The sequence below is a fragment of the Phytohabitans sp. LZ39 genome (assembly GCF_059359075.1).
This window is the reverse complement of the sequence record NZ_JCADBM010000003.1, coordinates 487,507-506,221: the sequence shown is the minus strand read 5'-3', so window position 1 is coordinate 506,221 and position 18,715 is coordinate 487,507. Positions and strand designations below refer to the sequence as shown.

The 18,715-nt window shown below is 72.3% G+C and carries 12 protein-coding genes; 7 read left to right on the top strand and 5 right to left on the bottom strand.

Translation table 11 applies throughout. From position 1 onward, the window contains the following. Nucleotides 1–22 precede the first annotated feature (22 nt). From AC5L36_RS08705 to AC5L36_RS08695, 3 genes are read right to left on the bottom strand one after another with little or no spacing between them, the layout of a single operon-like run. Nucleotides 23–868 carry a carbohydrate ABC transporter permease gene (locus AC5L36_RS08705; protein ID WP_441217084.1) on the bottom strand — a complete coding sequence of 282 codons (846 nt, stop codon included), beginning with the start codon at nucleotides 866–868 and terminating at the stop codon, nucleotides 23–25. Beyond that, nucleotides 865–1,752 (bottom strand): carbohydrate ABC transporter permease, encoded by an 888-nt coding sequence (locus AC5L36_RS08700; protein ID WP_441217083.1) that lies wholly within the window; start codon nucleotides 1,750–1,752, stop codon nucleotides 865–867. Before AC5L36_RS08700 ends, AC5L36_RS08705 begins: the two co-directional genes overlap by 4 nt. Continuing rightward, entirely contained in the window at nucleotides 1,749–3,734 is a 1,986-nt protein-coding gene (locus AC5L36_RS08695; protein ID WP_441217082.1) for a beta-galactosidase, read from the bottom strand. Before AC5L36_RS08695 ends, AC5L36_RS08700 begins: the two co-directional genes overlap by 4 nt. A gap of 107 nt (nucleotides 3,735–3,841) precedes the next feature. Here AC5L36_RS08695 and AC5L36_RS08690 point away from each other — a divergent pair, with 107 nt between their 5' ends. The 6 genes from AC5L36_RS08690 to solA all read left to right on the top strand — a co-directional run bounded on the left by AC5L36_RS08690 (nucleotide 3,842) and on the right by solA (nucleotide 15,398). Next, complete coding sequence (locus tag AC5L36_RS08690; protein WP_441217081.1) at nucleotides 3,842–4,864, top strand: LacI family DNA-binding transcriptional regulator; 1,023 nt, start codon at nucleotides 3,842–3,844, stop codon at nucleotides 4,862–4,864. 552 nt (nucleotides 4,865–5,416) lie between these two features. Continuing rightward, nucleotides 5,417–7,744: an alpha/beta hydrolase family protein gene (locus tag AC5L36_RS08685; RefSeq protein WP_441217080.1), complete on the top strand. Its 2,328-nt coding sequence runs from the start codon at nucleotides 5,417–5,419 to the stop codon at nucleotides 7,742–7,744. Between the two features lie 21 nt (nucleotides 7,745–7,765). Next, the gene (locus AC5L36_RS08680) at nucleotides 7,766–8,479 is read left to right on the top strand and encodes a class I SAM-dependent methyltransferase (protein ID WP_441217079.1); all 714 of its coding nucleotides are present in this window, start codon (nucleotides 7,766–7,768) and stop codon (nucleotides 8,477–8,479) included. Between the two features lie 21 nt (nucleotides 8,480–8,500). After that, nucleotides 8,501–9,949, top strand: a complete 1,449-nt coding sequence (locus tag AC5L36_RS08675; RefSeq protein ID WP_441217078.1) for an amidohydrolase family protein — start codon at nucleotides 8,501–8,503, stop codon at nucleotides 9,947–9,949. Nucleotides 9,950–10,013: 64 nt separating this feature from the next. After that, the gene (locus AC5L36_RS08670; RefSeq protein WP_441217077.1) at nucleotides 10,014–14,270 is read left to right on the top strand and encodes an nSTAND1 domain-containing NTPase; all 4,257 of its coding nucleotides are present in this window, start codon (nucleotides 10,014–10,016) and stop codon (nucleotides 14,268–14,270) included. Between the two features lie 45 nt (nucleotides 14,271–14,315). Beyond that, nucleotides 14,316–15,398, top strand: coding sequence for an N-methyl-L-tryptophan oxidase (gene solA, locus AC5L36_RS08665; RefSeq protein WP_441217076.1), 1,083 nt, complete (start codon nucleotides 14,316–14,318; stop codon nucleotides 15,396–15,398). Between the two features lie 8 nt (nucleotides 15,399–15,406). Here solA and AC5L36_RS08660 read toward each other — a convergent pair whose 3' ends face one another. Then, nucleotides 15,407–17,206: a sensor histidine kinase gene (locus AC5L36_RS08660; protein ID WP_441217075.1), complete on the bottom strand. Its 1,800-nt coding sequence runs from the start codon at nucleotides 17,204–17,206 to the stop codon at nucleotides 15,407–15,409. Next, nucleotides 17,203–17,871, bottom strand: a complete 669-nt coding sequence (locus AC5L36_RS08655; protein ID WP_441217074.1) for a response regulator transcription factor — start codon at nucleotides 17,869–17,871, stop codon at nucleotides 17,203–17,205. The genes AC5L36_RS08660 and AC5L36_RS08655 overlap by 4 nt, the downstream gene beginning before the upstream one ends. 176 nt (nucleotides 17,872–18,047) lie before the next feature. Between AC5L36_RS08655 and AC5L36_RS08650 the strand changes: the two genes are divergently transcribed. After that, nucleotides 18,048–18,422, top strand: a complete 375-nt coding sequence (locus tag AC5L36_RS08650; protein ID WP_441217073.1) for a hypothetical protein — start codon at nucleotides 18,048–18,050, stop codon at nucleotides 18,420–18,422. Nucleotides 18,423–18,715: the final 293 nt, after the last annotated feature.

Sequence of the window (18,715 nt, the reverse complement as noted above, 5' to 3'; positions counted from 1 at the left end):
GTGGGTTCCTTTCGTAGGGCGGCTATTTCACGGCCCCCGTGCCGAGTCCGTTGCGCCAGAAGCGCTGGAGCAGAAGGAATGCGGCGACCAGCGGAGCGATCGACAGCAGCGAGCCGACGAGCACGAGCCCGCGCAGCTCCGGCAGTTGGTTGACCTGCGTGTTCCAGGTGTAGAGGCCGAGCGTCACCGGAAACAGCCGCTCGTCGCCGAGCATGATCAGCGGGAGCAGGAAGCTGTTCCAGACGGCGACGAAGTGAAACAGGAAGATCGTCACGAGGCCCGGAAACATCAGCCGGGTCGCCACGGTGAAGAACGTGCGTACCTCGCCGGCCCCGTCGATGCGCGCCGCCTCCAGCAGCTCGTCCGGCACGCTGGCCCGGGCGTAGATCTGTGCGAGGTACACCCCGAACGGGTTGACCAGGCTGGGCAGGAACACGGACCAGAACGTGTTGGTGGCGCCGACGTAGCTGAAGATGAGGAACAGCGGCAGGGCCAGCGCCGTGGCGGGCACGAGCACGCCCCCGAGCACCACGTTGAAAAGCGCCTCCCGGCCGGGGAACCGGTACTTCGACAGCGCGTAGCCGCACATGGCGGCGAGCAGCGTGCCGAAGAGGGCCGCGCCACCGGTGTAGGCGATGCTGTTGCCGACCCAGCGCAGAAACACGCCGTCCCGGTAGGTCAGCAGCTCGCGGACATTGTGGACGAACGAGAAGTCGGCGAACCACAAGGGGTTCGTGCCGGTGAACTGGTCGCGGTTCTTGGTGGAGGCGACGACCAGCCACCAAACCGGCAGCAGGATGTAGAGCGCGCACACGCCCATGACCATCATGGCCGCGGACCGGCTGAGGAGGCTTTCGCGAGGTCTCACCGCCACCCCTTCCGCTGAGTGATCTTGAGGAATCCGAACGACAGGGCGAAGGTCGCCAGCGCGAGCACCACCGAGAAGGCCGCCGCCAGGTTGAAGTTCGGGATCGAGGAGGTGGAGTACACCGTCATGTTGGGCGTGTACGTGCTCGATACGGCCGAGCTGAAGCTGCGGAACACCTGCGGCTCGGCCAGCAGCTGGAACGTGCCGATGATGGAGAACACCGTCGTCAGCACTAGCGCCGGCGCCACGAGGGGGATCTTGATCGACCAGGCGACCCGGATCGGTCCGGCGCCGTCGAGGCGGGCCGCCTCGTAGATCTCGGTCGGGATCGCCAGCAGGTACGAGTAGATGATGATCATGTTGTAACCGACGTAGACCCAGGTCACGACGTTCGCGATCGCCCATAGCACGAAGTTGGCCGAGAGCAGGTCGAGGCGCGAGGTGATCGCGGTGAACGGGGACAGGTTCGGCGAGTAGAGGAAGCCCCACATGATCGCCGCGACCACGCCCGGCACCGCGTACGGCAGGAAGAAGGCCAGCCGGAAGAAGCGCCCGGCCTTGACCAGCCCGGAGTCCAGCAGCAGCGCGAGCAGCAGGGCGATCCCCAGCATCACCGGCACCTGCACGACACCGAACAGCAGCACCCGGCCGACCGAGGACCAGAACGGTCCGGCCGAGAAGACCTGGCTGTACTGGGTCAGCCCGCCGAACACCTCCCGCGCCGGGCCGAACGTGCCCACCCGTTCCACTTTGTACAGTGACTGGACCACGGCGTAGCCGACGGGCACGACGAAGAACAGTGCGAACAACACTCCGAAAGGCAGGACGAAGAAGGCGATCGCGCCCTTGTGCGGGACGCGGCGGCGCCCGGATATGACGGTCATCTGGACTCCTCGCGAATCACCCGGACCTCACCGGCGGGGATCCGCATCAGGCCGTTCACGGCGTCGCCGGTCACCAGCTCGAGGCCGGTGGCCGCGTACTCGGCGTCGCGGGTGCCGTGGTTGACGACGAACAGGTAGCTGCGGCCTGGCGCCGAGCGGCGCACCACCTCCACCGAGCCGTCGCCTTCCGGGCCGAGCGGCCGTACGCCGGCCGTCCGGACCGCCTCGCGGACCACGTCGCGCAGGGCGTCGGGCCGCAGTTCGGTCGCGACGTACCACGCGGTGCCCGCGCCGTACGCGTTTCGGGTGACGGCCGCGACGCCAGGCAGCGGGCCGCCGACGTACCGGGCGACGGGTCGCGCGGTCGTGGTCCGCAGGCGCTCGGTCCACAGCCGGGCCCGGCCGCCGGTGTCCAGCGACACCTCGTGGCCGGGCAGCAGCGGCACGAACTCCTCGACCGAGACGCCCAGCATCTCGCAGAAGGCCCCCGGGTATCCGCCGAGGCGGATGCGGTCGTCCTGGTCGACGATGCCGCTGTAGAACGTGACGAGCACGTGCCCGCCGGCCGCCACATAGGCCTGGATCGCCGCCGCCTCCTGGTCCGAGACAAGGTGGAGGCACGGGACGACCACCAGGCGATACCGGTCCAGCGCCGCGGAAGGGGCCACCACGTCGGTGGTCGCGCCCAGCTCGCGCACCGCGTTGTACGCCCGGTGCACCTGGTCCAGGTAGCGCAGGTCCTGCGACGGGCGGCTTTCCCCGTCGCACGCCCACCAGGCCTGCCAGCTGAAGAGCAGGGCCACGTCGGTGTCCACAGTGGTCCCGGCGACCTCGTCCAGCCGGTCGAGCGTCGCCGACAGTCGCAGCACCTCGCGCCACGCCTCGGTGTCCGTGCCCGCGTGCGGGATCAGCGCCGAGTGGAACTTCTCCGCGCCCTGCGTCGACGCGCGCCACTGGAAGAAGCACACGGCGTCGGCGCCCCGCGCGACGTGCGTCAGGGAGTTGCGGATCGCCTCACCCGGTGCCTTGGTCAGGTTGTGCGGCTGCCAGGTGACCGCGCCGACCGCCGACTCCATGAGCATCCACGGCTGGCCGCCGGCCAGGCCGCGGGTGAGGTCGGCGGCGAACGCGAGCTCCGCCGTGGGGTCGCCGAGCCGGTGGTCGAGGTAGTGGTCGTTGGCCACGACGTCCATCTCGGGCGCCCAGGTCCAGTAGTCGAGGTTGCGGATGTGGGCCGTGACCATGAAGTTCGTGGTGATCGGCACGGCGGAGTGCCGGCGCAGCACCTCGACCTCGTCGCGGTAGTAGTCGAGCAGCTCGTCCGAGCTGAACCGGTGGAAGTCGAGCACCTGACCCGGGTTTCGGGCGGACAGCGCCTGGCCGGGCGGCCGCACCTCGGACCAGTCCCCGTACCGCTGGCTCCAGAACGACGTCCCCCACCCGTCGTTGAGGGCGTCGACGCTCCCGTAGCGCTTGCGCAGCCAGCGCCGGAACGCCTCGGCGGTGTCCTCGTCGTAGCAGTGCGCGTTGTGGCAGCCCAGTTCGTTGGAGACGTGCCAGAGGGCCAGCGCCGGGTGCTCGCCGTAGCGCCGGGCGACCCGCTCCACGAGCGCCAGCGCCCGCCGCCGGAAGACCGGCGAACTGGGACACCAGGCCTGGCGGCCGCCGGGGTAAAGCGTGGTGCCGTCCGCCGCGACCGGCAGGATCTCCGGATGCCGGGTCGCCAGCCACGGCGGCGGTGACGCGGTCCCGGTGCCAAGGTTGATCTTGATGTCGTGCTCGTGCAGCAGTCGCACGATCGCGTCGAGCCCGGTGAAGTCGTACTCGTCCGGCCGGGGCTCCAGGTACGCCCAGCCGAAGATGTTGATGGCGACGATGTCGATGCCGGCCTGCCGCATCAGCCGGACGTCCTCCCGCCAGACGTCCGGTGACCACTGCTCCGGGTTGTAGTCACAACCGAGGCCGATGCCGGCAGTAATCATCGGCTCCCCTCCGAGGTCAGGCCGTGTGTGCACGTGCACATGTGTGAACGTGCACACACTAGGCACAGCGACTCGCCCCGGTCAAGCCCTGGCGCTAGAGTGACTGCGTGCAGCGGCGGCAGGGGGCGTCGAAGCGGGCGACCGTGCACGACGTCGCGGCCGTCGCGGGCGTCTCACGGGGCACCGTCAGCCGAGTCCTCAATGGTGGATACGTCTCGGCGGAGGCCCGGGCGGCGATCGAGGCCGCCATCGCCCAGGTCGGCTACGCGCCCAACACCGCCGCGCGAAACCTCGTCACCCAGCGCTCCCAGGCGATCGGCTTCCTCGTCCTCGAGCCACACAGCCTGCTGCTCGAAGACCCCAACATCGGCGCCATCATGCTCGGCGTCAACGCCGTGCTGTCCGACGCCGACTACCAGATGGTCAACCTCGTCATCGACTCCGCCCGCGACATCGAGCGGATCACCAAGTACCTCAGCGGCGGCTTCGTCGACGGCGCGGTCATCGTCTCGGCCCGCGCCAACGACCCGATCACCCGCCTGGTCGCCGACCTCGCGCTGCCGGCCGCGTTCGTCGGCCACCCACCCGACCTGCGGCAGGGCATCCCGTTCGTCGGCGTCGACAACCTCGGCTCCGCGCGGGCGATCACCGAGCGGCTGGCCGCCACCGGCCGCGAGCGGATCGGCATGATCGCCGCCGCGCTCGACCGCGACTCCGGCGCCGACCGGCTCGCCGGTTTCCGCCAGGCGCTCGGGCCCCGGTTCGACCCCCGGCTGGTCGCCGAGGTCGACTTCTACAACTACACGGCGGGCATGGACGGCATGCGCGAGCTGCTGTGCCGCGAGCCTCGCATCGACGGCGTCTTCGCCGCGTCCGACTCGGTCGCCGCCGGCGCCATCCAGGTGCTGCGCGAGGCCGGCCGCACCGTCCCCGGCGACGTGGGCATCGTCGGCTTCGACGACAGCCCCTGGGCCCAGCGCACCGACCCCGCACTGTCCACTGTGCACCAGCCGGCGAAGGAGATCGGCGCGCACGCCGCCGACCTGGTGCTGCGACAGCTCATGGGCGAGACACCCCCTACCGGCGGCACCCTGATGCCCACCCCCATCGTCTGGCGGGGCAGCGCGTAGACCCGCGGTCACCCGGGCGCGCCGATTGGCCCGGGAGCCGTCTGATCCTTGTCGGCGGGCGATCACCAGGATCTCGCCCACCCTCGTCGCCGATCGCAGCACTTTGGACACCGGACCCGAGCCCGCATCACCGGCACCCCGGACCGCCTCCGGCGATCGCGACGAACAGTCGCCACACGCTCTGACCAGCACCGAAATGCCGGTCCTAGAGATCCTTTGGGATCAGGGGTCTCGCTCTCGGTGAGTTTCCGCAGACAGATTTACCCATGTCACTCCACCAGACCTTGGTACGGATTGGCCCCTGTGGGGGCGCGTGCGTACCAAGATCTGTTCGCGTTGCGCGACCAGCGGCGGACGGGTGAGGCCGCGGGAGCAGCGGTCTGGACCACGGCGGACGTCGCGGTAGCTCAGATCTGTCTTTCGAATCTAGGTTTGTGGCCGCACACCCGGACGCCGCCTCCGCCCCCGTCCCGGTCGGGTTGGGGCGTGAAGCCCAAGTGAAGCCGCCGGCCCTTAGCATCGATCCTCACGGATACACGGGGGAGGGTGTCGGTGCGCGTCGGTCGAGGCGTGGTCGCGGCGGCGGTGTCGCTCGCGTTGGCGTTGGGCGGTGGTGGAGCCGCGTGGGCGGAGCCGGGTCAGGGCGCGTCGGCGGCCGCGGCGTTGCCGGATGGTTGGGAGGTGCGCCGCGGCGGATCGGGGTTCGAGCTTGTCTGGCACGCGCCGGCGCCGGTGCCGGTCGGCGGCGCGATGGTCGAGTTCCACGCCGGTGACCGGCTGTTGGGTTGGCCGGTCGCCGCGGCCGACCAGCGGACGTTCCGGCTCGCGGTCGACGGTGTGGCCCTGCGGAGGCTGACCGACCCGCGGGTGTTGGCGGGTGGTCGGCGACTTGACGTTCCCGCCGGCGCGGTCGACCGCCGCCAGGGCGTGGCGAAGCTGGCCCAGCTGCCGCCCAACGCCGTCGATCCGGGTGTGCCCGGCCCGTTCTCGACGATTTCCGGCGAGTACACGCTGCCCGACGTGTCCCTCCCCGGCTTCGCGGCGCCCGTGGAGATGCGCGGGTTCGTGGTGGCGCCGCAGGCCACGTCGGGCCAGCGCCCGCTGGTGTTGTTCCTGCACGGCCGGCACGCCACGTGCTACCAGGGCACCGCGCAGCCGACCCTGGCGTGGCCGTGCCCGGCCGGCTGGACGCCGGTGCCCAGCCACCTCGGATACCAGCGGGCACAGCAGTTGCTGGCATCGCAGGGCTACGTGACCGTGTCGATCGCGGCGAACGGCGTCAACGCCCAGGACGGTGGCCTCGTGCCGCCGGCGGACGGCGGTGCGCAGGCGCGGTCGTCGCTGGTCCGGATCCATCTTGCGCGCTGGGCGGACTGGGCCGGCAGCGGGCGGCCGGGCGCGCCCGCCGTCGTGCGGTCGGCGCCGGTGACCGACATGACGCGGGTGCTGCTGGTCGGCCACTCGCGTGGCGGGGAAGGGGTGGGCAGGGCGGCGGTCGACAGCCTCACGCCACCACCCGCGGGCCGCGACGGGTACACCGGCGCGGTGCGCTGGCAGATCCGTGGGTTGGCGCTGATCGCACCCACGCTCCTGCCGCAGAACCCGGCGCCGGACGTGCCGTCGATGACCATCCTGTCCAGCTGCGACGGCGACGTCTCCGACCTGCAAGGCCAGCAGTACGTGGACGCGACCCGCGGGGTCGGCCGTGGTCTCGCCCTGCACGGCGCGGCGTACGTCGTCGGCGCCAACCACAACTACTACAACACCGAGTGGACTCCGGGCCTGTCCGCGGCACCGTCGTTCGACGACTTCGCCAGCCCGCACGACCCGATATGCAGGTCGGCCTCGCCACAGCGGCTCACCCCCGAACAGCAGCAGAAGGTGGGCGCCACCTATACCGCCGCCGCGGCGGCCGCGTTCGTGGCCGGCGACGACCAGGTCCGTCCGTTGCTGGACGGTTCCGGGGTACGGGCACCGTCGGTCGACCCGGCGGTCGTGCTGAGCCACGCGGTGGGCGGCAACCGGGCGCCGCTGGTGGTCCCGGACTCGTCCACTGTGGTCAGTGGCACCGGTGGTGTGCTGTGCCAGCAGGTCACCGCGACCACCACGCCGACCTCCTGCGACAGCACCAACCCGCACTTCGACCCGTTCGAGCCGATCCGCCCGGAGGCCGGCCGGTACGCGGTGCGGGTCCGGTGGACGGCGCTGGGCACGCCGGTCACGATCCAGCCGCCGGCGGCGGTTTCGCTCACGAACGCCCAGGCGGTGGCGCTGCGGGTGGTGGTGCCGATCGGCTCGCCGGGCACGCGATTCGACGTCGCCATCGCCGACTCCGCCGGCCGGCGGGCTGTCCTGGGCACGTCCACTCTCGACCCGATGCTCTCGCACACGTGGGGGCAGGAGGTGCGGATGCCGCTGACCAACGCCGTCACGGCCGGGCTCGACCTCGGCCGGGTCACGCGGCTGGAGATCGTGCCGCGGGCCGGTGAGTCCTGGGCACAGGTCTGGCTGCTCGACGCCTGGGGCTGGCGCCCCGGCCTGCCGGCACCGCAGCCGGTCGGGCTGCCGCGGGCGGACCTGGGGGAGCTGACCGTGCCGGAAGGCGACTCCGGCACAGTCACCCACCACGTGCCCGCCCAGATCTCCGGCAGCGGCAACGGCCGGGTACGGGTCTTCGTCGTGGACCCGGCGACCGGCGGCGTCACCGCTACCGTCGTGACCGTCCCTCCCGGCAGCACCACGATCCCGATCCCGATCCAGGTGACCGGCGACACCCAGCCTGGCGACGGCCGCACCTACGTCGTCGCCGCCAAGGCGGTCAGCGGAGCCTCGGTCGGCGACGCGTACGGCCTGTTGACCGTGCAGGACGACGACGGGTAGCGGGGCGGGTACCCTCGGCCGATGTTCTCGCCTCAAGGCCCGTCGCTGCGCGAGCTGTGCGTCCAGGCGCTGTCCTCGGTCGAGCGCGGCTACGACCTGCTGGCCCCGAAGTTCGACCACACGCCCTTCCGCACACCGCGGAGCATCCTCGACGCGACCGCCCAGGCCTTGTCGGAGCTCGGGCCGTTCCGCGACGGGCTGGACGTGTGTTGCGGCACCGGCGCGGGCATGCATGTGCTCCGCGCCGTGTGCCAGGGGCGGATCACCGGGGTCGACTTCAGCGCCGGCATGCTCGCACAGGCACGCGACGCACACCCGGACGCCACCTGGGTACGGGCCGACGCCCGCGCCATGCCTTTCGCCGGACGCTTCGACCTCGCGGTCACCTTCGGCGCGCTCGGGCACTTCCTACCCGCCGAACGCCCCGCGGTCTTCGAGGGGGTGTACCGCGCCCTGCGTCCCGGCGGGCTGTTCGCCTTCCCGATCGGCGCGCCGCCGCCCCTCACGGCGGTCGCCTACTGGTTCACGCTCGGGTTCGACCTGGCCATGCGGGTCCGCAACGCCGTGTGGCGGCCCCCGTTCGTCATGTACTACCGCACCACCCCGCTGCCCGCGCTCCGCGACGACCTGACGGCGGCCGGCTTCACCGTGACCACCGCCGCGCTGACCGAGCTCGGCCGGCAGCGGGACGGCGACCCGCGCGGCGGGCTCGTCCTCGCCCGCAAGCCGGCATGACGGGTCGCTAAGGTGGGGCCTGTGGATCTTGTGATCGCCGGTGCCCGGGTCGTCGATCCCGAGTCCGGTCTCGACGCGGTGCGCGCGGTCGGCGTCCGTGGTGGCGCCGTCGCGAGCGTGACCGAGACGCCGCCGCCGGCGACCACCGTCCTGGACGCCACCGGGCTCGTCCTGGCGCCCGGCTTCGTCGACCTGCACAGCCACGCGCAGGACCAGGTCGGCATGCGGCTCCAGGCCCTCGACGGCGTGACGACCGCGCTGGAGCTGGAGGCCGGCGGGCTGCCGGTGGCCGTGCGCTACCAGCGTGCCGCCGACGAGGGTCGGCCCATCAACTTCGGGTACTCGGCCGGTTGGCAGGTCAGCCGGATGCACCTGTTCGACGGGGTGCCGGTGGACGGCGACGCGCTGGACGTGGGGCTGGCCAACGTGCACCGGCCGCACTGGCGGCGGCCGGCCGCGCCCGGCGACGTGGACCGGCTGCTCGACCTGCTCGGGCGGGAGGTCGCCGACGGGGCGCTCGGCTTCGGGGTCCTGCTCGGGTACGCACCGGACACCGACCGGTCCGAGTACCTGGCGCTCGCCTCCCTGGCCGCGTCGCTCGGCGTGCCGTGCTGGACCCACATGCGGTACGCGGGGATGGCCGGGGTCGCCGAGGTGCTCGCGGCGGCGGAGCAGACCGGGGCGCGGCTGCACATCTGCCACCTCAACAGCTCCTCCGAGAACGACACCGAGGAGATCTGCGCGGCCATTACCGAGGCTCGGGCCCGCGGCGCGCTGGTCACCACCGAGGCGTACCCGTACGGCGCGGCGTCGACCAACATCGGCGCGCCCTTCCTGTCGCCGGAGGCACTGGCCGATCAGGGCCGCCCGACCACCGTGGTGACCTACCTGGCGACGGGGGAGCGGGTCGCCGACGCGGCCCGGCTGCGCCAGCTGCGCTCCGACGACCCCGGCGGGCTTGTCATCATCGACTTCCGCGACGAGACGGATCCGGTCGAACGCGACCTGCTGCTGCGCTCGCTGCTGCTGACCGACACGGTCGTCGCCACCGACACGATGCCCATTGTGGACGGTGGCGTGCGGCTCGCCGGCGACACGTGGCCGGTGCCGCCGACCGCCCGGGTACACCCGCGCAGCGCCGGCGGGTACGCCCGCACGTTTCGCTGGCTGGTCCGCGAGCTTGGCGCGCTGTCCATGATGGAGGCGGTGCGGCGCTGCTCGCTGCTGCCCGCCCAGATGCTCGAACCTTTCGCACCGGCCATGCGCGACAAGGGCCGGATCCGGCCGGGCGCCGACGCCGACCTCGTGCTCTTCGACCCCGCCACGGTCGCCGACCGGGCCACGTACACGGAGATCCTGCCGTCCGCGGGGATCGCGCACGTACTGGTCAACGGGGAGTTCGTGGTCCGCGACCACGAGCTGGTGCTCGACGCCATGCCGGGCCGGCCGGTCCGCGGCCGCGTCGCCTGACTGACGGGCGTCCCGGGCACGCGACCGACATCGATGGCAGGCTGTGACGTTCCATCTCTAGACTGTGGGCCAAAGGAATCATTTCCAATCTGGGGTCGACGTGCCTGATGCCAGCGCTCTCGACGCGTGCGTGGCGGCGATACTCGATGGACAAGGCCGTGCGGTCGGCGCCGGTTTTCTGGTCGGCCAGGATCAGGTTCTGACGTGTGCGCATGTCGTGGCTCGGTCGCTGGGCCTGCCGGACGACTCGGGGGACACGCCGGGTGATCCGGTGCGGATGGTCTTTCCGCTCGTGGCCGCCGAGCACGTCGTCACGGCTCGGGTGGAGATCTGGGCGCCGCCCCGGCCGGACCACTCGGGCGATATCGCGGGCCTGCGGCTGGTGGAGCGGCCGGCGGGCATCCGCCCGTTGGGGCTGTTGCCGGCCGGCGACGTGTGGCATCACCGGTGTCGGGTGTTCGGGTTTCCGGCCCGGCGCGACGGTGGGGTGTGGTTTTCGGGCCGGTTGCTCGGCCGGCTGGGCAGCGGATGGATCCAGGTCGAGGCGGACGGCGCGGTCGGCTTCCGGATCGCGCCCGGCTTCTCCGGCGCCCCGGTCTGGGACGAGCAGCTCGGCGGCATCGTCGGCATGGCGGTCGCGGCGGAGACAAATCCGGCGTTGCGTACCGCGTACCTGATTCCGAGCGAGCAGATTTTCCAGGCGTGGCCCGAGGTGGTCGCCGCGAGCCGGCCACCGTGCCCGTACCGGGGCCTGGCCCCGTTTCGGGAGGCGGACGCGGAGTTGTTCTTCGGGCGGGACGCGCTCGCCGACCGCCTGGCGCAGCGGGTGACCGGGTCGAGGTTCATCGCCGTCGTCGGGGCGTCGGGGTCCGGCAAGTCGTCTCTGGTGTACGCGGGCCTGCTGCCGCGCGTACGCCCGCGCGGGTTCGCCGTGGCCACGTTCCGGCCGGTGGCCGGGCTGCCCGTGGCCACCATGCTCGCCGACGCCCTGCTGCCGTTGCTCGAGCCGGACGCGAGCGGCGCGCGGGCGTTGGAAGCGCGCGCCACCCTCTCCGCGGCGATCGGGGATGGCCGGCTTGCCGAGCTGCTCGGCGACGTGCTGGCGCGCACCGGAGCCGGGCGCCTGCTGGTGGTGGTGGATCAGTTCGAAGAGCTCGTGGTCGCCGACCGGCGGGCCGCGCGCGAGCTGGCGGAGGTGCTGGTCGCGATCTCGCAAGGGGCGGTTGCCGTGCACGTGACGGTCACCTTGCGCCCGCACCTGCTCGACATCGCCGCGGATCATCTGGCGCTCGACGAAGCGGCCCGGGAGACCGTGTACCTGGTCGGCCCCATGCGCCCGGACGACCTGCGCACCGCGATCGAGGCGCCGCTACGCGACACCGGTGTCGTCTTCGAACCCGGTCTCGTGGAACGGATCGTGGCCGACGTCGACGACGCTCCCGCCGCGCTGACCCTGGTCGAGTTCACCCTGACCCAGCTGTGGGAGACGCAGGACGCCGGGAGGCTGACCCACGCCGCCTACGAAGAGCTCGGCGGCGTGACCGGCGCCCTGACCAGCTACGCCGAGCAGGTCTGGACCGAGCAGCTCGGCGCCGCCCAGCGCACCGCCGCCCGGCGGCTGTTCGTCCAGCTCGTCCGGCCTGACCCGCACGGCGGCACCCGGCGCACCGCACGCGCCGCCGAGCTCGACGCGGAGCTGCTGCCGGTGGCCGAGGTGTTGGCCGCCGGCCGCCTGCTGGTCGCCGGGCACGACCCCGGGGGCGGCCGCAGCTACGACCTCGCCCACGAGGTGCTGGCCGTCCACTGGGACCGGATGCGTGCCTGGCTGGCCGAGGAACGCGACTTCCGCTCCTGGCAGGAAGACCTGCGCGCGAGCATGGACCGCGCGGAGCCGCTGCGCCGCCAGCGGCTTGCCGACGGCGTGCGCTGGCTGCGCGCGCATCCGAGCGACATCAGCGCCGACGAGCGCGACTTCATCCTGGCCAGCCGCCGCCGGCACCGGCGGGTGGCCGTGGCATGGCGAGGCGCCGCCGCGCTCATCGTGGCGTTGCTGGTGTTGACCAGCACGTTCGCGGTGGTGCTGGACAGGCGGTCGGACGAGCTGGACGCTCAGGTACGGGAGAACGCCGCGCAGCTGCTCGGCCACCTCGCCGGGCAGCAGGACCGGAGCCGGCCGGACACCGCCGTCCTGACCGCGATCGCGGCGTACCGGACCAGCCCGCACCCACAAGCGCTGGTGCGCCTGTTCGACCAGTACGACCGCTACCGCGCCACGAGCCGCCTGCTCGACATCGGCGCCGGAGACCTCACCGCGTTCGCGGCGTCCTCGGACGGGTCGGTGATAGCGGCCGCCGGCCGGGACGGAGTGCTGCTCTGGGGGCGGGTGGACCAGCGGCTGGAGCGGGTGGAGACCAGGACGGAGTTCGAGGAGGGCATCGACGCGCGGATCGGGACGCTCGCCGTCAGCCCGGACGGCGCGACGGTCGCGGCGGCCTTCGACGGCGGCCGGATCGCGGTCATCGGCCCGAGCCGCAAGGTCGTCACGCTGCACGACGGTGCGACCACCCCTGATCTGCTGCGCTTCGACGGCCAAGGCCACCGGCTGATCGCGGGCTTCCCCGGCGAAGGGCTACGGATCTTCGACGTGACCCGGGCCACCGCCGAACGCACTCCGGCCGGCCTGCCCGACCGGGCCAACGCCTGGTTCGGGCCAGGTCGACAGCTCGTGGTCGCGACAAGACGCGCCGGAAACACCACTTTGGACGTGTGGGACCTGGCGACCGGTCGCCGGCGCACGCTCACCGCCGGCGCGACAGCGGCCGGAGTCAGCGGCGACGCGCGCACCGCCGTGGCGTGCGTGGACCAGACGCTGCATATCTGGGACCTGGTCACCGGGGCACGACGTCCGCCGGTCACGACCCGCGGAGGCTGTGACGACGGCATCGCCGCTCCCGGCAACCTCCTCGGCGGTGAGATCCTCGTCGACCACAGCGCCCGAGCCGTCGTCCACGACACATTTCGCCGGTCGGACGACGAGCTACCCGGCCGGTCCGCCGAAATGACCGACCTGGAGACCGGCGCCACCGCACACGTCCGGTTGCCCGCCGGCGAGGCGGGGATGCGTCCGGAGATGCTGTTGGGCACCACCTCGCGGGGGTGGTGGCTGGCCACCGCGCTCGGCCCGACCGTCGCCGTGGCGGACGTCGAACCGTCCGCCTTCTCGTCGCTGGACGACGCGCTCGCCACTCCCGGACGTGACCTGGTGCTCGACGCGGACCGGCGGCGCATCGCCACACTCACCCCCGAGGGACCGTGGCTGCGGTTGTGGGACGCCACCACGGGGCAGGAGCTCGGCCGAGCCGACCGACCGCCGGACCTCCCGCGGGTGCCCGAAAACCCGTCCGACCTGTTCGCCCAAACGGAGCGGCTGTACGGGTTCGTCGACAGCGGGCGGACGATCCTGATGGTCGACGCACCGTGGCGGCACCTGCTGGTGTGGGACACCGCCACGATGCGACTCACCGCGCGGATCCCGATACCCGCGGCGCCGGGGGTTCCCCGACCCTCGCCCGGCACGCTGTGGACGTCGATCGCGATCTGTGAACCCGAAGCGGCAACCACGGACACCATCACTGTCTGGTACGGCGGGATGCTCAGCCGCTTCGACATCCGCCGGGGCACCCAGGTCGGCGACGCGGTACAGCCGTGGCGTACCAGGACCGAGCTGCTGGCCACCGGCCACGGCGTGGCCTGCGCGTCCTGGCCCGGACGGCCCGAGGTGGCCGTGCAGGTCGACCAGCGCCGGGTCGAGATGTGGTCGGCCACCGAGGGCACGCGGATCGCCGAGCTGCCGATGCCCGAGGCCGCCGAGGTCCGCGACATGAGGTACACCCCGGACGGGCAACGGCTGATGATCCTCACCGACGGCTCGCTCCAGATGTGGGACGTGGCGCGCCGCCGACTCGACGGGCCCGCGCTGACCGTCTCACCACCCGGCACGATCCCCGAGCTCGTCGGCATCGTCCGCGCCGGCCACCTCACCGGCACGTTGATCGGCATCAAGTCCTCGGACGGTTTCACGCTCTGGAGCTGGGACCGGCGGGCCGCGGTGCTGCACCTGGCCGATGCCGGCGATGTCGACCTCGCCGACGACGGCAACGCTCTTCAGGTGACCGGCAACGTCGGCCGCGCCGTCTATCCGCTCGCCCCCGAGCAGTGGGCCGCACACCTGTGCGCGATCGTGGGTAGGGACCTGACCGCCGACGAACGCGCCACCCTCCCCGCGGGCACCTCGAAGGGCACGATCTGCGGCAAGGATTGAACCGCGCCGAGCCGCCATCGTCGGCTGTCTGTAGCGTTTGAAAACGTGCAGGACGTAATCGTGGTCGGCGGTGGCGCGATGGGCTCGGCCGCCGCCTGGGCCCTCGCCGCGGCCGGCCGCGAGGTGCATCTTCTCGAGCGCTTCGAGGCCGGCCACGACCGCGGCGGCTCGCACGGCGCCACCCGGATCTTCCGGCTCGCTTACCCCGAGCCCGACTACGTCACCCTCGCCCGGCGCGCCCTGCGGCTCTGGCGCGACCTGGAGGAGGAGTCCGGCGTCCCGCTGCTGACCACCACCGGAGCGATCGACCACGGTCCGGACGCGCTGGGCATCGCCGAGGTCCTGGCGGCGCACGGCGTGCCGTTCACGGTCCTCGACGCCGCCGCGGCGAAGCGGCGATGGCCGGGCATGGAGTTCGAGTCGCCCGTCCTGCACCAGCCGGACGGTGGCCGCCTGCTGGCCGACGCGGCGATCCAGGTTCTGCAACGCCTCGCGTCCGAGGCGGGTGCCCGGATCGAGCACGGCCGCCGGGTCACTGGCGTCGCGGTCCGCGGCGACGACGCCGTCGAGGTGTGGACCGCCGAGGGTGTCCTCTCCGCCCGGCACGTCGTCGTCGCGGCCGGCGGGTGGGCCCCCGGCATCCTGCGCGGCGTCCTGGACCTGCCGGCGCTGACCGTCACGCAGGAGCAGCCGGCACACTTCCACGCGCTCGACCCGGGCGCCGGCTGGCCCAGCTTCATCCACTGGCGTGCCGAGCCCGAGCACGCCGCGTACGGGCTGCTCAGCCCCGGCGAGGGCGTCAAGGTGGGATTTCACGGCAGCGGCCCGGTCGTCGACCCGGACCGCCGCGACTTCACCGCGACCGAGGAAGGCAGCCGCCTGCTGCGCGACTACGTCCGGCGCTGGCTGCCCGGGCTCGACCCGGACACCGCCGAGCCGATCAGCTGCCTCTACGACAACACGGCCAGCCACGACTTCGTCATCGACCGGGTCGGACCGGTCACCGTCGCGACCGGGTTCTCGGGGCACGGCTTCAAGTTCGCGCCCGTGATCGGTCGGATCGTCGCGGACCTCGTCATCGGAGCGGCGCCCGCGCCGCCCCGCTTCGCGCTCGCGTCGCGCACCTGATCGACGCGTCAGCCGCGCCCGGCTTCGAGCGGAAGCCGGGCGGAGACCACACCGCCGGTGCCGTCGACGTGCGCCTGTAGCGTGCCGCCGAGCATCTCCGCGCGCTCGCGCATCGACGTGAGCCCGAACCCGGGCACCCATTGCTCGCCGGACCGGCCGTCGTCGCGTACCTCGATCGCCAGTACCTTGTCGTCCGCGCCGTCTTCGAGGCAGAGCGTGACGGTGGCGTGGTGGCCGCCGGAGTGGCGGGCGGCGTTGGTCAGCGCCTCCACGACGATGCGGTACGCCGTCACCTCCACGGCGGCGCCCAGTCCCGGCAGCGGGGCGGGCACCCGCACGTCGACCTCTATCGGGCCGCCGTCCGGGCGGAGCAGGTGGCGGGCGTGCTGGCGCACGGTCTGCTCCAACCCGACCTGGTCCAGGCTGGGCGGGCGGAGGCCTTCGACGAGCCGCCGCACGTCGGTGATCGCCTCTCCCGCCTCGGCCCGCACGCTGACGAGCAACTCCGCGGCGCGCGCCGGGTTTCGGTGCAGGAGGTTCCGCGCGGCGTCGGCGGCGTACGCGACGCCGGTCAGGCGCGGCCCCAGCCCGTCGTGCAGGTCGCGCCGCAGCCGGCGCCGCTCCTCCTCGACCGCCGCGACGATCGAGGCCCGGGACGCCTGGAGGTCCGCGCGAAACCTGCGGGCCTGCATCAGCTGCGCCAGCGCCGGCGCGAGCACCGCCACGACCTGCTCGTCGGTGCGCAGCAGCGCCTGCTGGCCTGGTCGCAGCCCCACGTCGAGGTATCCGAGCGTGCCATCGGCGACGGTCAGGGCGCGCCGGACCGCCGACTCGGGCGGGCGACCGCTGACGGCCACCGCCTGACCCGCCGGGTCGACCAGCGCCGCGTACGGCAGCGCCAACGACTCCCGCAGCGACCGCAGCGCCGGTACGGGGTCGTCGCCGAGCCGTTCGCCCACAGTGGACGCGGCCTCGATCGGATCGCTGCGCGCACCGAACAGCAGCAGCTCGACGACCTGCCTGAGCAGCCGGGAGACCGGTGGGTAGCCCATGGCGCACGCGGCGGCGACCAGGCCGAGCGCACCCGGCGAGAGGACGACCCGATCCCCGGCCACCGTGTCGATCAGCGAGATCACCGACGCGAAGACCGCGAGCACGAGGAGCCCGCCGGCCGCGTGGACGCCCACGGAAAGCGTTATGGCGCGCACGTCCCGGACGCCCGGCGCGGCCAGGCCCACGCAGAAGCACGCCAGAAAGACGGTCCACACGGCGAGGTCGAGCACGGCCGCCAGCACGTCCGAGATGGCGAAGCTCGCCATGGCCGCCAGCAGCGGGCCGGGCAGGGCGCCGAGCGCCAACCACTGGAGCGCGCGGCGGCCGGCGACGTCGGTGTGTTCGAAGCGCCACCACTGCGCGGCGAGCACCAACAGGTACGCCACCAACTCGCCGAGGCCGCTCTTGGCGAACAGGCCGGGATAGACGAGCCCCATCCCGCCGCACAGCGCCACGACGGCCACCGGAGTCCAGCCGAGGCCGGCCGGCGGCTTGTCGTCCGGGTACAGCACGAGCGCGGTCGGGAGCAGCACGACGACGCTCAACACGGCCAACCGGTCAGGCACCCCGCCGGGTCCCGTGACCAGGCGCAGCGCCACCGCCAGCAGACCGGTCGCGGCGGCGGCGAGCAGCAGCCCCAGCAGCCGCGCGGGTACGGTGCCGTCCGGCCATGCCCGCCGCCGCAGTGCGAGGAGAATCAGCACGGCAACGGCGAGCAAGGCCGCGCCGATGCCGAGCGAGAGCCAGATGATCATGACGGTCGGCCCTGGCCCAGCCCGCTGTCGCGGGCCCGCACGATCGCCGCCGAGCGGTCGGTGACCTGGAGCTTCACGAAGATCGACGACAGGTGGTTGGCGACCGTCTTGGGTGCCATGCCGAGCGCCTTGGCGATGGCCGCGTTGCGCCGACCCTGCGCCACGAGCTCGAGCACGTCCCGCTCACGCGGCGTCAGCTCGGGAAACGGCGGCGCGTGCCCGGTGGCGCCGCGCGCGAACAGGCCGAGGACCCGCGTGGCGATGCCCGGGCCGAAGATCGCCTCACCGGCCACCACCGCCTTGAGGGCCCGGTCGATCTCCTCCTGCGCGGCGCCCTTGAGCAGGTATCCACGGGCGCCGGCCTGCATCGCGCTGAACACCACCTCGTCGTCCTCCGCCATCGACAGCACCAGCACGGCGGTGCCGGGACACGCGCGGACGATCCGGCGGGTCGCCTCGACGCCGTCCACCCGCGGCATCATCACGTCCATCACCACCACGTCGGGGCGGTGGAGCTGGACCTCGCGGACCGCCTGCTCGCCATCGGTCGCCTCGCCCACGACCGCGAACCCCTCGAACGACTCGATGAGCGCCCGCAGCCCCTCCCGAACCACGAAATGGTCGTCGACCAGGACGACGGTGATCGGTCCATCGGGCGGTGTCATGGATCCATCATGAGGGCTGCGCTGATCATCGACCCAGGAATACATTCCCGGGTACGGTCGGGAATCTTCCCGGTGCGGCAGGCACGTCGACCGATCCGGCGGGAACGGGCCGGCCCGCAAGCTTTGGCCCAACGGCACCGAAGAACAGGTGCCCTTCCGACCCGGGAGTGATAGTCGTGAAGCTCTCCAAGCTCAACAAGACCGGACTCGTCATCGCCTTCCTGCTCGGCCTGGGCGACATGACCGCGCCGTTCCAGCCGACGCCCGACGACGCCGAGGCGGGCCCGCCCTTCGCCATCCTGGTGCTCGACGGCGTGCTCGGCCTGATCACCGTGATCGCCGTCGTGATCGCCTGGCGCACCGCCAGACGCACCGCCGTCCGCGTCGCCGCGGGTGCCCGGATCATCTCCATGGTCACCGCGCTGCCGGCGTTCTTCGTCGACGTGCCGGCGGCCATCCAGGTCCTCGTCGGTGTCGTGGTCGTGGTCACGATCGCCAGCGTCGCGATGATGCTCACCCCGTCCCGCCAGCCGGTAGCCGTGACCGACTGACCAACTCGTGGCGCGGCGTCATCGTGAAGGATTCGGGTCGCTCCGGTGACCCGAATCCTTAGCTTTGGTCTAAAGACCTTCCAGAGTCGGGCGGCTTTGACCACTGAATCCCTTATTTGGACAGAGATTTGAGCTACCGCGATGTCCGTCGTGGTCCAGACCGTTGCTCCCGCGGCCTCACCCGTCCGCCGTTGGTCGCGCCGGTGGTCGACGTTTGCCCACAATGTCTGTTCTCGAAGTCTGGCCCGTTTGGCTGGTTACGTTGCGTCAGGATGGTGCGGGTGGGGCCCGCG

What these genes read in the sequence shown, in the direction of transcription:
- AC5L36_RS08700 (WP_441217083.1), bottom strand. Translation starts at nt 1,752, where the DNA reads ATGACCGTCATATCCGGGCGCCGCCGCGTCCCGCACAAGGGCGCGATC.
- AC5L36_RS08660 (WP_441217075.1), bottom strand. Translation starts at nt 17,206, where the DNA reads ATGATCATCTGGCTCTCGCTCGGCATCGGCGCGGCCTTGCTCGCCGTT.
- AC5L36_RS08680 (WP_441217079.1), top strand. Translation starts at nt 7,766, where the DNA reads ATGTTCTCGCCTCAAGGCCCGTCGCTGCGCGAGCTGTGCGTCCAGGCG.
- AC5L36_RS08695 (WP_441217082.1), bottom strand. Translation starts at nt 3,734, where the DNA reads ATGATTACTGCCGGCATCGGCCTCGGTTGTGACTACAACCCGGAGCAG.
- AC5L36_RS08655 (WP_441217074.1), bottom strand. Translation starts at nt 17,871, where the DNA reads ATGACACCGCCCGATGGACCGATCACCGTCGTCCTGGTCGACGACCAT.